This window comes from Nitrobacter sp. MLSD-S21 (assembly GCF_058809865.1).
The window spans coordinates 445201-457913 of sequence record NZ_JBXASZ010000001.1; the positions used below are offsets into that span (position 1 = coordinate 445201).

12 protein-coding genes and 3 pseudogenes are annotated in these 12713 nt (G+C 58.9%); 6 read left to right on the forward strand and 9 right to left on the reverse strand.

The features are described 5' to 3' along the window. Together AC1RT6_RS02215 and AC1RT6_RS02220 are read right to left on the reverse strand one after the other, a co-directional pair. A complete protein-coding gene (locus AC1RT6_RS02215) occupies window positions 1–738 on the reverse strand; it encodes a thermonuclease family protein (RefSeq protein WP_493028998.1) in 738 nt (245 codons plus the stop codon). Window positions 739–780: 42 nt separating this feature from the next. Then, window positions 781–1002: a hypothetical protein gene (locus tag AC1RT6_RS02220; protein WP_079446623.1), complete on the reverse strand. Its 222-nt coding sequence runs from the start codon at window positions 1000–1002 to the stop codon at window positions 781–783. A gap of 217 nt (window positions 1003–1219) precedes the next feature. On the opposite strand from AC1RT6_RS02220, the gene AC1RT6_RS02225 reads away from it, so the two are divergent. Beyond that, the gene (locus AC1RT6_RS02225) at window positions 1220–1432 is read left to right on the forward strand and encodes a cold-shock protein (protein WP_079446622.1); all 213 of its coding nucleotides are present in this window, start codon (window positions 1220–1222) and stop codon (window positions 1430–1432) included. Window positions 1433–1551: 119 nt separating this feature from the next. On the opposite strand, the gene AC1RT6_RS02230 is transcribed toward AC1RT6_RS02225, so the two are convergent. The 4 genes from AC1RT6_RS02230 to AC1RT6_RS02245 form a co-directional block, all read right to left on the reverse strand. Further along, entirely contained in the window at window positions 1552–1716 is a 165-nt protein-coding gene (locus AC1RT6_RS02230) for a hypothetical protein (RefSeq protein ID WP_158081516.1), read from the reverse strand. Continuing rightward, window positions 1709–1897: a hypothetical protein gene (locus AC1RT6_RS02235; protein WP_079446621.1), complete on the reverse strand. Its 189-nt coding sequence runs from the start codon at window positions 1895–1897 to the stop codon at window positions 1709–1711. The genes AC1RT6_RS02230 and AC1RT6_RS02235 overlap by 8 nt, the downstream gene beginning before the upstream one ends. A 1256-nt stretch (window positions 1898–3153) precedes the next feature. Further along, a complete protein-coding gene (locus AC1RT6_RS02240; RefSeq protein ID WP_087881142.1) occupies window positions 3154–3456 on the reverse strand; it encodes a hypothetical protein in 303 nt (100 codons plus the stop codon). Between the two features lie 32 nt (window positions 3457–3488). Next, window positions 3489–3869 carry a hypothetical protein gene (locus AC1RT6_RS02245; protein WP_079447011.1) on the reverse strand — a complete coding sequence of 127 codons (381 nt, stop codon included), beginning with the start codon at window positions 3867–3869 and terminating at the stop codon, window positions 3489–3491. A gap of 389 nt (window positions 3870–4258) precedes the next feature. Between AC1RT6_RS02245 and AC1RT6_RS02250 the strand changes: the two genes are divergently transcribed. The 3 genes and pseudogenes from AC1RT6_RS02250 to AC1RT6_RS02260 all read left to right on the forward strand — a co-directional run. After that, a complete protein-coding gene (locus tag AC1RT6_RS02250; RefSeq protein WP_079447010.1) occupies window positions 4259–4747 on the forward strand; it encodes a hypothetical protein in 489 nt (162 codons plus the stop codon). Further along, window positions 4744–5205 carry a hypothetical protein gene (locus AC1RT6_RS02255; RefSeq protein ID WP_079447009.1) on the forward strand — a complete coding sequence of 154 codons (462 nt, stop codon included), beginning with the start codon at window positions 4744–4746 and terminating at the stop codon, window positions 5203–5205. The genes AC1RT6_RS02250 and AC1RT6_RS02255 overlap by 4 nt, the downstream gene beginning before the upstream one ends. Before the next feature lie 468 nt (window positions 5206–5673). Continuing rightward, a pseudogene (locus AC1RT6_RS02260) lies at window positions 5674–7065 on the forward strand (ComEC/Rec2 family competence protein); the annotation flags it as partial. 40 nt (window positions 7066–7105) lie between these two features. On the opposite strand, the gene lexA reads toward AC1RT6_RS02260, so the two are convergent. The 3 genes from lexA to moaC all read right to left on the reverse strand — a co-directional run bounded on the left by lexA (window position 7106) and on the right by moaC (window position 9942). Then, a complete protein-coding gene (lexA, locus tag AC1RT6_RS02265) occupies window positions 7106–7810 on the reverse strand; it encodes a transcriptional repressor LexA (protein WP_079447006.1) in 705 nt (234 codons plus the stop codon). A gap of 162 nt (window positions 7811–7972) precedes the next feature. Continuing rightward, window positions 7973–9187, reverse strand: coding sequence for a molybdopterin molybdotransferase MoeA (locus tag AC1RT6_RS02270; RefSeq protein ID WP_079447051.1), 1215 nt, complete (start codon window positions 9185–9187; stop codon window positions 7973–7975). A gap of 224 nt (window positions 9188–9411) precedes the next feature. After that, window positions 9412–9942: a cyclic pyranopterin monophosphate synthase MoaC gene (gene moaC / locus AC1RT6_RS02275; RefSeq protein ID WP_079447005.1), complete on the reverse strand. Its 531-nt coding sequence runs from the start codon at window positions 9940–9942 to the stop codon at window positions 9412–9414. A gap of 767 nt (window positions 9943–10709) precedes the next feature. On the opposite strand from moaC, the pseudogene AC1RT6_RS02280 reads away from it, so the two are divergent. Next, window positions 10710–10865 (forward strand): annotated as a pseudogene (locus AC1RT6_RS02280) (formylglycine-generating enzyme family protein); the annotation flags it as partial. A gap of 140 nt (window positions 10866–11005) precedes the next feature. Next, window positions 11006–12654 (forward strand): annotated as a pseudogene (locus tag AC1RT6_RS02285) (arylsulfatase). Window positions 12655–12713: the final 59 nt, after the last annotated feature.

Below are 12713 nucleotides of genomic sequence, written 5' to 3' on the forward strand. Positions count from 1 at the left end.
TCAACGCTTCGGAGCCCTACATCCCGCGGCTTCGGCTTCTTTCTCTGAGCAGAACCAGTGCCGGTCTGGCTTATCCATCGTCATCTTCGCGTACCAGCGATCACCGGTAAGGTGATAAATGCATTCGCCGTCGTGCACGCCGGCCTTGATGGTGCATGCCGGATCGGGAGCGTCCTGTGACGACATCCCTTCCAGCAAGAGCTTTTGAGCAGTCGCTGGCACTGAGATGGAGCCGAGAATGACGGTCTGTTCGCTCCGGGATCGCCAGTCCCATGGGGCGATAAACGCGCCCGACCAAAGTCCGGCGTGTATGTCACGGGACCATGATTCATCGGCGACATAGCGGTTGGAATAGCTAACGAATGCGAGTGCCCATCCGTTCTGGACGATCCATTGATTGATGTCCTGGCTACCGATGGAGCAAAAAGCGAGCGACCGATCATAGCGATCACGACCCTCGACTTCACAGGACCAAGGCCGATTCTTGGAGAAGGCCGAGAGAGCATCGCGCGCAGCGATGCCACATGCCCATTTCTCACCTTGGGCATCCAGACACAGCTGGTCCGATTCCGGGGCATCGATACCCTGAAGCCGGATCTTTTTCCCTCCAATATCAACGGTATCACCGTCGACAATGCGCGGCTCGCCGACGATGGTCTCAGCGTGAGCTGATATGCCAGATAGACAGAGAAATCCCGCCAAACTAGTGGCAGCGACCGTGTGTGACAGGGTGAACATAGGTACCGCCTGGGTGGGTGTTTAGGAGATCTAGGTCCGGGCTCAACTGTCCGCTTTTTTCTTTTTCGGTGGCGAGTGCGGCTCGGCAGCCTCACGAGCGAGGCGCTCTTCTCGTAGACGCTCCCGGTTTTTCGCGAATGCCTCCGCGGCATTCTCGTGCTCGGCCATTGCCACTCTTGCGTCGGCCTTCCGTAGCACTTTGCGGGCTGCACGCTCCTCTTTCGAAGGGAGCTTGCGTCGTTCAAACTCCTCGGGCTTCTTCATTTCATTTGCCCTTTTTTAGACCAAGCTCGACAAAGCGGCGGCGGGCTTTGGAGCATCCGCTTGAACTGAATTGGCTGATAAAAATCGGTGATTGGTAAGTCCCCACTCTGTAGTGGAAGGCCGAGGAGGTTCTGGCATAACGGCCCCTGTACTACCGGCGGCCTATCTTGCATTTCCTCACAGCTTAAGGCTGTACTCGCATTTCAATGTTTTGGGGATGACTAAAGTGGCAATTGGTACTGTGAAGTGGTTCAACGATCAAAAGGGCTATGGCTTTATTCAGCCCGAGGACGGCGGCAAGGACGTGTTCGTCCATATCTCGGCCGTGGAGAAGGCTGGCTTCAACGGCCTGGCAGAGGGCGCCAAGGTGTCTTACGAGATCATTTCGGACCGGGGCAAGGAGAGCGCAGGCAACCTGCGGATAGGTTAGTGAGCTGAGCCGGATGTACGCTCGCTCGCGATGTGGATGGCCCGGGCATTGCTTCGGGCCATTTGCTTTTTCGCCGGGAGCGCCAACTTGCAAACTCAGCCCCGCTTCTGCGGGGTTTTCTATTCCGGGTCCCGCGGATGCAGCGCCTTCTCCACGATCGTCAGGATCATCTCTAAGTCGTGCCGCATGACGACAGGGTCTGCGCTCTCTAGAGCAGCGCAAACCAGTGCTTGGATTTCGGCCAATGCCTTCCAAGGGTCTATAGTCGGCTGGTTGTCATTCATCAAATCCACCTGTGCCGTAGCGGTCAGTTCGCTCTGGCACTACCAAAAGCTTAAAAAATGCGAACGAGACCAGGCCGATGACGAACCCGAGAACTTGACGCTCACCAAAGTACTCGCCAATCAGCGCACCAACGAAACCGCAAATAACTATACCGAAGAGCCAAATGAAGAACGTTTTCATAAATTCACTTCGCTCCCCAATCACACGACCTCCAACGTCAACGCTTCGGCGGCCTGCATCCCGCGGCCCCGCTTTGCCCAGCCCAATCAGACTCGGTCGTGTTCTTTTACGAAAACGACCTGAGCGTTTCGTGCTTGCCAAGAGGTAGGCGCGATATTTAACCCATTATCTCGGCGCCTGAAGGCCTGGGGATGACAGCCACTTGTCCATGTGGGACGCTGTTTCAGCCTGTCGGGCCTCTCGGATTAGCCGCTCTCGCTCAACGCCGGGCTGAGTACCGCGCGCCTCTTTTCGTAGACGCTGAGCTTCGTCGTTGAGACGTTGATAGAGCGATTTTGGATTCGGACGAAAGCGAGATCGAGTCTGCATGGCGTGGCTCCTTTGTTGGCAGAAGGCGGAATCGCAACGCTTTCAGTCACCGATAAATGCAGAGGTCCGGGCAGCGAAGCGATGGCGAGCGCTGATAACGGTTCAAGCACCGTCATATGCGGCGTTGTGACGAGAACTCGAATCAGGGGAGGAGTTGACGCGTTAGCTGCACGGATTGGATGCTTCGGTCGTCCACCGAGCGTTGCACTTGGTGCAGTGCCATTCGTTAGCGACGATATGAGGCGAATACCGCGAGTTCACGGGTGCTGTTACAGCATTCCCACAAGCGCAGGTATCAGTCCCTTCGGGGCGTGATCTTCGGAGGGGTATTTCACGAGCGACGCGATTTGCCCATCTGCGTTCCGAACTTCTCTGAAGATGAATCGGATAGACCATGGCGTACATAGCTTGCTCCCTTCGTGGGCGGGAGCACAGGAGCGTCTCTCTGTCGCCAGTGCCGGTTGGTTAGCGTGCTGGCAATAATAACTATATGGGCAGTCCCACCGGTCATAACTAGAGCCGCACAACAATACTTAGAAAGAAAAGAAGTGGTTGAGTTTGACGGGCAGAGATTCCGTCGCGGAAGGCTGCACCAATATTCTTAGGGGCGATGTAAATAATCCTGATTTGGAAGAGCAACCTTATGCCAGTTGGGGTTTGGCTGTTGGGGGTGTTGCCCATGACACCCCGCCTGTGGCGGTCTCGGCACTTGCAGGCTGCCGGGGCCGTCGCTTGGTCAGGTAGCGCATCTCCTTCTAAACCGGCTTATGTGGTTCGGACTCTCCGGACGCCTTACTCATTTCGTTTTACCCTTCAGCCCGATCTCCACAAGGCGGCGGATGGCTTCGGAGCGACCGGCACTCATCGTCAGAATTGGCGGGCAGGGGCTAGACGCGCGGCGTTGGCTTGCGCATCCGCTTGAGCCCGTCAAAGCTTCCTTCTATTCCGTTCGGGGCTAGTGCGGTAACGGCCTTTGTCACACCGTTTTGACCATCCAGGAACAGCTTGACGGCTGGGACGTAGCGGCCACCCCACACAGGCGACATTCTCGGCATCCCTTGCCGCTCGTGCAAGACGGCCAGCCCTTTGAACTCGCCCTTTCGTGCCCAACCAAGCACGGCTTCGCCGATCTCCTCGTCGGTCGCGTAGAGGGGCAGATCGTTCAACGTGAGGTTCTTTCTGCGGGCCATGATGCTCTCCGGGACCGCTGCAAATCGCGTCGCTAGTGCGACGCTGCTAATTTCCCTGACGTGTCGTAGATGAAATACCAAATTAGAGCCTGGAAAATAAAAATGCAGAGTAGATTGATCACTACGTCAATACCATGGGCTATGGAATTGTTTCGCCACAGCAGCTCTAAAATACGAACGCGCCATGGTAGGAGAAATGACGTTAAGTGCATGAAGAAAAGAGCGCAGCCGACCCAATAGAGAACTTCGATACCGGTCGCGGCTGTTTTATTGGCAGCATATTTTAAAGCGCCCAACAGGACGATGTTCTTCAAAATATCGAGCGCTGTTTTGCTGAATTCGCGCTTATCGTTTGCTGTCGCGAAGTCCGCGGCATCAAGCCTCCGAATCAATCGGTTCATCAGATTTTCCATCGTCGACTAGTAACCCAGCAACGCCAATACTGCCGATGGCAGCCCACGCGAAAGGTCTCCCCGCTGGGGAAAGCGTGGATTGTTTTTTTACCAAATCAGTGGGACTGTGAGGGCGGAGCGTGAGAACTCCCGCCAGCAGCCTAGCCGGGCTGCGCTGGCCCTAGAGCGGTGGCAGGGCGATCCTTGCCGGGATCAGACTTGCCAACGAGAACGAACGTGCCGATTGCCGTCGGCGCGACCGGCGTCACTATGCCGGGAGCGCGGCGGTTATACAAGACCCGCAAGGGAAAGGCCGTCGCGCATGGTCTCTAGCCATGTTCTCACCCTCCCGGCGCCAGCGACGCCCGCTGGCACCCGGCCGTGAGAAGCCGGTAATCTAGAGAAGCACCATGACAAACACGACCGATCGCCCAGCGACGTCCGCTGACGACCTCTACTATCCAATGGACGTTACACCCGAACAGTTCTTCCAGGCTTGGAGCCGCAGTGAGCGGGAGGCCTTGATCGAGCTGCTAATCGGCACTCTCGACACCACCGACGACTGCGACGAGGACCGCGCCGTCGACGACGGACCCTGCGACGAGGATCCGGACGCCGAGCCGCCGCTCGGCTGGACCGATAGGGAATCGCGATGGGGAAAGCCCGTCTTCACGGAAGGTGAGGACGAGCCGATTCTCGCCGCGGTGCCAGCAATCGATCAAGCGGAATGGGCCTCCGGCAACCAAGATGATCGCGAAGGTGATGGATGCGCCGATGACCGTGAGGACGTGTGCGAGGACGAAGGTGCGGAGCATGATGGCCGCGAGCCGAGTTTCGGCTGGTCTGACGTGGAGACTGCCCGCGGTCGCCATCCGAACCAGATGGGGGGTGATCAATGAGCAACGTGGTCACATTCCCAGGGAGCTCTACCGGCCGCGCACCGGCCAGCGAAAGCCCCAACAAGCCCTCGCAGGAAATGGCCTGGCGGAGCCGCGAACATGTTCAAAGCAGCATCAAGGAACACCGCGCGGCGTGGGATCGCTATGCGCAGGCGGTTGCCTGGGTGGCAGCAGTGGAATCGGGAAATCTGCCGGTAGGTCAGATCGAGGCCGCCAAACAGGACCTCGCGGAACTTCATGCTGAAATGGATTATTGCGCTCGAATGTTGCTCGTCTGCATGCCAACCGACGTGAAGGCGCTGATCGAGCTGCTTCTTTACCTGGAGCGAAATTTCACAATCCTACCGCAAGAGATCAGGCACGCTGGGGTGAGCTCGAACTCGCTCGCGTTCGACCTCTTACGCACTGTGCGGCTGAGCCTCCGAGAGGTGTTGAAGGCCAACAAAAGCTCATTGTAACGAGCGGCGGTGAGAAGCAAAGGAAGCCGCGATCGGCAGAGACTGGCGACACGCCGCTGGCCGCTCAGTCGGTGAGGCGAGGGCGCCGGGCTACGGCCCGGCGGCTACTTCGATTCACAAGTTAGCTTGCGCGTGTCTTGGCCGGCGGGTGCGCACCAGACCACTTCGCCGGTCCAATTGTTTAAGCGAAGGGCGGCGGGGCGGCCAGCACCGATCGCCTGCACGCTCCAATGCGAGGCGAGCATGATCGATGCGCCAATGATCAGCGCGGCGGAAACTATTGCAGCTGAGATATTCATCTATCTGACCGCGGTGTGTCGGGAGATACAACCACGCTGCAGCGATCGATGTCCATGCACACCGTGGCGGGGGCGCCAGTGCTTCCCACTTGCTTCCCAAGCAGCAAAACATGGGAAGCGTTTGCTATCCATCGCTTTGTAAACACAAGCCATTCTTAGTAGTTGACACATTTCCGGCTATCATATGGCCGTCGTCGCTGGCGTGGTCTTCTTCGCGGTGCGTGCGCTGTTGGCCCTGGTTCCAGCGTTGACGGCGACGTTTCCGATTAAGAAGTGGTCGGCGGCAGCGGCGCTCGTGGCAGCCGCTTTTTATCTTCTGCTGTCGGGCGCTGAGGTCGCGACCCAACGCTCGTTCTTTATGACAGCGGTGGTGCTGATTGCGATCATGGTGGACAGGCGCGCTATTACGTTTCGAACACTCGCGGTCGCGACGATGATCGTGCTTGCGATTGCGCCGGAGTCATTGATCCACCCGAGCTTTCAAATGTCGTTCGCGGCGACGCTCGGGTTGGTGGCGCTAGTTCAGGTCGGGATGCCGAAGATGCTTGCAACCCCCGATCACTCGCCGACGGCGAGGGCCGCTCTGTGGGGTGGACGCGAAATCGCCATGCTGGCGCTGGCGTCACTCGTGGCCGGACTCGCGACCACGCCGTATGTCGCGTTCCATTTCCATCGGGTGACGCCATACGGCATGGTTGCGAACCTGCTGGCGATGCCGGTGATCTCGGCGCTGGTGATGCCGGCCGGGCTTCTCGGACTTGCGGCCATGCCGTTTGGCTTCGACGGCGTGTTCTGGCGGCTGATGGACTTTGGCATCGAATGGATGGTCGCTGTGGCTCAATGGGTAGCGGCGCTTCCGGGCGCCATCGGTCATACGGCTGCTTTTGGAACGGGGCCGCTGCTCGCGGCGACCGCGGGCATCATTCTGCTCGGACTGTTGAGAACACCGCTGCGCTGGAGCGGCGCGGTTGTGGTCGCGCTGGCGATCGTGTGGTCATTTGCGGTGACGCCGCCGGATATCCTGATCTCCGCGGAAGGTCGCAATGTCGCCGTGAGGGGCGGGGACGGCCGGCTGCGCCTCATCAGTACGAGTAAGGACTCTTTCACGGTCAGGGAATGGCTTGCCGCCGACGGGGATGGGCGTGGGTCTGCCGACCCTACGCTGGCGGAAGGCGTCTCATGCGACGATGAGGGCTGCGTGGTCAAGGTGAGTGGAGGTGGACTTGTCGCGCTTACGCGGCGTCCGGAGGCGATGCAGGATGATTGTACGCGGGCGGAGCTCATGGTGACGCCGTGGCAGGCTCCGGAGGGGTGCCCAGCGCAGGTGATCGATCAAAACAGGCTGCGGCGTGAAGGCGCTCTTGCCTTGTGGCGAACCCCAAGTGCTTCAAGATCTGGTGCTTCAAGATCCGGCTTTGCTGTTGATGCCGTACGTCCTGTCGGCGTCGATCGTCCCTGGTCATCCGCTGCCGTCGATGAACAGTCGGCACAGCTGCAATCAAAACCGGAACCCCCGGCCGACGCCACGCCGGTGCCCGAGGATCTCCAGCCGGACGATTGAACGGCTTGTCCACGGTTGGAGCCTTTCGCTCCTGATGAAATCAGTACTTGCGGTAAATGCCGATCAGTCTGCCCTGGATCTGGACCCGATTGGGCGGAAGTATGCGAACTTCGTAAGCCGTGTTCGCCGGCTCCAGCGCGATCGAAGCACCGCGACGGCGGAAGCGTTTCAACGTCGCTTCTTCTTCGTCGATCAGGGCAACGACGATGTCGCCGGTATCAGCGGTCTGGTTCCGCTGGATCAACGCAAGATCGCCATCGAGAATTCCGGCATCGACCATAGAATCGCCGCGTACCTCAAGCGCGTAGTGTTCGCCGGTACCAAGCATGTCGGGCGGCACGCTGACGGTGTGGCTGCAGGTCTGCAACGCTTCGATCGGCGTGCCGGCTGCAATCCGTCCCATCACCGGTACGGCGACCGGACGTTCCACATCGTCGACGACAGCGCCGCCGCTGCGGCGGACTTTGCCCAGATTGCCTTCGATGACGCTCGGTGTGAAACCGCGACGGCCGCCGCCGCCGCTGGCGGCGAGTTCGGGCAGTTTGATGACTTCGATGGCGCGGGCGCGGTTGGGCAGACGGCGGATGAATCCTCGTTCTTCCAGCGCGGTAATCAGGCGATGGATGCCGGACTTCGAGCGCAGGTCGAGCGCGTCCTTCATTTCATCGAACGAGGGCGGCACGCCGGATTCTTTCAGCCGTTCGTTGATAAAACGCAGGAGTTCATACTGTTTGCGCGTGAGCATCCCGACCCAGTCCCTGGTTGATGGGTTCTTGCCAACTAGGGGACATCGGGCCTGCAGCCCTTATAACCCCGCGGCACGAACCTCGAAACAAATCATGAACATACACTATATGTTCGATATGTGTTCCGCAACCCTTTAATTTAAGGTCAACAAAGCGACGTTTTATGACAGCGAAAGCTTAATGATGGCGCAGGGCTCGCCTTTGCTTGCGGCCGGCGCAAATGGCGTGCGGATTACGAGAGCCTCTGCCGCAGCGAGTTTTCCCATCAGCGAGCTGTCCTGATGCCCGATCGGCGTCGCGACCGGCAAGCCGTCCGTCGAGGGTGTGAGTCGGGCGCGCAGATAATCCTGCCTGGCTTGATTGGCGCTAACATCGCTGCCGAGCAGCGCCGGTTCAATGCAGTGGTGCACATCTTCACGCCCCGATAGCGCGCGAATCAGCGGCACCATGAACAGAAACGCGCAGATGTAGGACGAGACGGGATTGCCGGGGAGGCCGATCACCCGCATCGGGCCTAGACGTCCGTGCATCATCGGCTTGCCCGGCCGCAGTGCGATCCGCCAGAACGCAATCTCCACGCCTTCCGCCTCCAGCGCACGCTTGACGAAGTCATGGTCGCCGACCGACGCGCCGCCGGTCGTAACCAGAATGTCGGCGCCGCTCTCGCGGGCGCGGCGGATCGCGGCGGTTGTGGCGTCCATTGTGTCGGCGGCGATACCGAGGTCGATCGCCTCGGCGCCTTCGCCTCGGGCGAGTGCGCGAAGCGCGTAGCCGTTGGACAAGATGATCTGGCCCGGACCGGGCGTCGCGCCCGGCAAGACCAGTTCGTCGCCCGTGGCGAGCATCGCTATTGTGGGACGGCGATGCACCGGCAGGTCCGGATAGTTCATGCCGGCAGCAAGGGAAAGATGGCGGTCGGTGAGATGGCTGCTGGCCCGGATCAGGACGTCGCCCTCACGAAAATCCACGCCGGCAGGACGAATGTTCTTTCCGGGAGCAGTGGCTTCCTTGACGATGACGTGGTTGCCGTCGCGTTCGGTGTCTTCCTGGATCACGACTGTATCGGCGCTGTCCGGCACTACGCCGCCGGTGAAAATCCGTAAGGCCTCGCCGGTTTGCAGCGCGCGCTCGAGCGGCCGTCCCGCAGCGATCTCACCGATCACCTGTAGCCGCGCTGGAATTGTCGCGATGTCCGCTGCGCGCACCGCATAGCCGTCCATCGCCGACATTGCGACCGGCGGCTGAGTCCGGCGCGAGGGGAGATCGCGCGCCAACACCCGGCGATGCGCGGATTCGAGAGCCACGGGTTCCTCCGGGAGCGGTTCGACTCCGGCAAGAACAGCCGCAAGGGCGTCGGCGACCGTCATCAGGGGCATGACCATTCTCCTAGAGCATTTTCCGGCCGTGCGATCAGCCGTAAGAAAATCCCCTCAATCAATAGCTTGCGCGTATTCTGATCGCAAAACCGGTATCCATTTTTGCGGAATACGCGCTAGGCGCGATGCGCCTGGCGGGCGCGTCAAACATCTACCGAACTCGCGGCTCGCATACAACGGTACTAAGAGCCAAAATGCCGCTTAACGAAGCGTTCGCGTGACGGCTATGGTTCTGAGGCGGTATCCGTCACAAGATAGTGGCCGGACTTGCCGCCCTTTTTCTCGACGAGGTGAATGCCCTCGATCCGGACGCCGCGTTCCACGGCCTTGATCATGTCGTAGATCGTCAGGCAGGCGACGGATACCGCCGTGAGGGCTTCCATCTCTACTCCGGTCGGGCCGGAGACTTTGACGCTTGCGCGGACGCGGCAGCCCGGAATTCTCCTGTCGGCCTCGATGTCGAGCGTGACTTTCGACAGCGCCAGTGGATGGCAGAGTGGGATCAAATCCGAAGTGCGCTTGGCGGCCATGATGCCCGCAATGCGCGCGGTGCCGAGCACGTCGCCCTTCTTGGCGTTGCCGCTTTCAATCAAGTCGAGCGTCGCCTTGGTCATGACGACCTGGCCCTCGGCGACAGCGACGCGCTCGGTTGCGGGCTTTGCCGAGACATCGACCATCCGCGCCTCGCCTTTGACGTCGATGTGGGTGAGGGCGAGTTTGTGTTTCCCGGCGGTCTTGTTTTTCTTGTCTGCCATGTCAATCAAATCCTGAGCTGGTTCTTCCCTCTCTCACGAGGGGAGAGGCTATTTTTTCAAGACCAGATTTTAACGTATAGTTTCAGCACTTTGTGAAGATTTTAAAATCTGGAAACGGGATAAAGCTACATATCGATAGCAAAACGGCTGATTGCTTTTTCAAGTTTCGACTTGCCTCTTTTGTAGAATTTAGATGTCGTTCTGGAAAGCAAAGAAAAGAATCTGAGGACAGGTTGTTCGAATCTGCTGATGCGCTCTTTGTGAACCCATCTATTGTCATGGCGACACGTGTCGTTGCCACGAGCTCCAGCAGGCCCTTCTGATCGGTTGCCGCCAATGCTGTCATGTCCCTGTTGAGCAAGGCGTTGAACGGTTGCTTCCGCGGCATCGTCATTTCACGACGGCAGTGGATCGTTTCGTGCGAACACCGATGAGATGCCGCTAGACCACACATTCGCTAGAAGGCCAAAATCTAATTGCCGTTGGCCGACCGTAGGATACGTCGAGCAGGGCAGGGTTGCTGATAAGGTTTGATGTTCGGCTGTTTTCATCGGCCGGACAAACGAAAACCCGTACGAGCCGCAGCATTGATTGAGAGAGGTATGGACGGCTGGTGGTTCTGAGGATTAATGTTGTTCCGGATACTGAAGGTTCTAATTTTAGACGCTTGTTACAAAAATGCGCTGATGCCCCGTTAATGTCAGTGGGTGTGGTCCGTGCTGAATGTGAGCAATATTGCGCTTCGCAATGCGGTTCGTGACAGCCGCATGATCTTAATTTCCGGCGGCACCTTCCGCATGGGATCTGACAAGCATTATCCGAAAGAGACGGCGGTGCACCGGGTTACCGTCGGCACTTTTTGGATGGACCGTGCTCCTGTCATCAATCGGCACTTCAGAGAGTTTGTGAGGGCGACCGGTCACAAAGTGGCGGTTGGGAGGTGGCTGCTGATTATCGTTCAGTTAGCAAGATGGTGAGTGTGGAAGTAGCGCGTCAATAGATTGGCCGGCCGTATTGCTGGCTGGTTGAAAAGTTCATCCAAAGGTACTCAAGAGAGGACAAGATGAGCAAGGACCATCAGAACACGTCGAAGATTGGCACCCTGGATCGTCGCAAGCTCTTGCTCGCCAGCACGTCGCTCGCAGCGGCGGCGCTCGGCGCTGCTGCGTCCACGCGCGTCGCTCAGGCGCAGGCGCAGCGGCATCCCCCGGCGCCGGCGGCCGGCCGCAAGCCGAACATCCTCGTGATCTTCGGCGACGACATCGGCGTTCCACAGATCAGCGCCTATACCATGGGCATGATGGGCTATCGCACACCGAACATCGACCGCATCGCGAACGAAGGCGCGATCTTTACCGATGCTTACGGACAGCAAAGCTGCACCGCGGGGCGAGCCTCGTTCATTCTCGGACAGGAGCCGTTCCGCACCGGCCTTTTGACTATCGGCATGCCGGGCGACCCGCACGGCATTCAGGACTGGATGCCGACCATCGCCGACGTCATGAAGACGCAGGGTTATGCGACCGGCCAATTCGGCAAGAACCATCTCGGTGACCGTGACGAGCACTTGCCGACCAAGCACGGCTTCGACGAGTTCTTCGGAAACCTCTACCACCTCAACGCCGAAGAGGAGCCGGAGGGCTACTTCTATCCGAAGGACGCTGAATTCCGGAAAAAGTACGGTCCCCGTGGCGTTATCAAATCTTCGGCGGACGGCAAGATCGAGGACACTGGTCCGCTGAACGTCGCGCGCATGCCGACGGTGGACGAGGAGTTCCTGGGCGCTGCCAAGGATTCATCGGCCGTCAGGCGCGCGCCAACCGGCCGTTCTTCGTGTGGTTCAATTCAACGCGCATGCACGTCTTCACCCATCTTAAAAAGGAGTCCCTGGGCAAGACCGGCAAAGGCATTCATGCCGACGGCATGGTCGAGCATGACGGGATGGTGGGAGAACTGCTCAAGCAACTCGACGACCTCGGCATCGCCGACAACACCATCGTGCTCTACACGACGGACAACGGCGCCGAAATTGCGCTGTGGCCGGATGGCGCGATGACGCCGTTCAAGAGCGAGAAAGGCACAACATGGGAAGGCGGCATGCGCATTCCGATGATGGTTCGCTGGCCTGGCGTTGTGAAGCCCGGCACGCAAATCAACGAGCCCATTTCGCTGATCGACTGGATGCCGACGCTCGCTGCAGCGGCGGGTATTCCCGATCTCAAGGAGCGGATGAAGACCGGATTCCACGCCGGCAACAAGACCTTCAAGGTTCATCTCGACGGCTACAACTTCCTGCCGTTCCTCAAGGGAGAAACGAAGGAGCCGCCGCGCGACACGATCTACTACTTCGACCAAGGCGGCAACCTGAATGCGATCCGTTGGAATGATTGGAAGCTGAGCTTCGCGACAGCGAAAGGTAACATCGCAACAGGCGTTCGCGAGACATCAGCATGGGCGTTAATCACCAACCTGCGAATGGATCCCTACGAGAGAGGGCTTGAAGAAGGAGGTGGCGCCATCGAATTCCTTGCGCGCAACATCTGGCTGCTCGTACCTGTTCAGGCGAAGGTCAAGGAGTTCTTCAGCGACTTCGATCAGTACCCGTACCAAACAGGCAACTCACTCAATGCGGGCGGCATCAACTATACGTTGCTGCGCCAGCAAGATGCGATGAAGCGGCTCAAAGATCTGGAAAGTATTAAGACACGCTGAGAGCCGAAATACCACATGCTGGCCGGGCAATGATGCCGGCCAGCATGTACGTTATTTGT

What these genes read in the sequence shown, in the direction of transcription:
- AC1RT6_RS02215 (WP_493028998.1), bottom strand. Translation starts at nt 738, where the DNA reads ATGTTCACCCTGTCACACACGGTCGCTGCCACTAGTTTGGCGGGATTT.
- AC1RT6_RS02220 (WP_079446623.1), bottom strand. Translation starts at nt 1,002, where the DNA reads ATGAAGAAGCCCGAGGAGTTTGAACGACGCAAGCTCCCTTCGAAAGAG.
- AC1RT6_RS02225 (WP_079446622.1), top strand. Translation starts at nt 1,220, where the DNA reads ATGACTAAAGTGGCAATTGGTACTGTGAAGTGGTTCAACGATCAAAAG.
- AC1RT6_RS02230 (WP_158081516.1), bottom strand. Translation starts at nt 1,716, where the DNA reads ATGAATGACAACCAGCCGACTATAGACCCTTGGAAGGCATTGGCCGAA.
- AC1RT6_RS02235 (WP_079446621.1), bottom strand. Translation starts at nt 1,897, where the DNA reads ATGAAAACGTTCTTCATTTGGCTCTTCGGTATAGTTATTTGCGGTTTC.
- AC1RT6_RS02240 (WP_087881142.1), bottom strand. Translation starts at nt 3,456, where the DNA reads ATGGCCCGCAGAAAGAACCTCACGTTGAACGATCTGCCCCTCTACGCG.
- AC1RT6_RS02245 (WP_079447011.1), bottom strand. Translation starts at nt 3,869, where the DNA reads ATGGAAAATCTGATGAACCGATTGATTCGGAGGCTTGATGCCGCGGAC.
- AC1RT6_RS02250 (WP_079447010.1), top strand. Translation starts at nt 4,259, where the DNA reads ATGACAAACACGACCGATCGCCCAGCGACGTCCGCTGACGACCTCTAC.
- AC1RT6_RS02255 (WP_079447009.1), top strand. Translation starts at nt 4,744, where the DNA reads ATGAGCAACGTGGTCACATTCCCAGGGAGCTCTACCGGCCGCGCACCG.
- lexA (WP_079447006.1), bottom strand. Translation starts at nt 7,810, where the DNA reads ATGCTCACGCGCAAACAGTATGAACTCCTGCGTTTTATCAACGAACGG.
- AC1RT6_RS02270 (WP_079447051.1), bottom strand. Translation starts at nt 9,187, where the DNA reads ATGCCCCTGATGACGGTCGCCGACGCCCTTGCGGCTGTTCTTGCCGGA.
- moaC (WP_079447005.1), bottom strand. Translation starts at nt 9,942, where the DNA reads ATGGCAGACAAGAAAAACAAGACCGCCGGGAAACACAAACTCGCCCTC.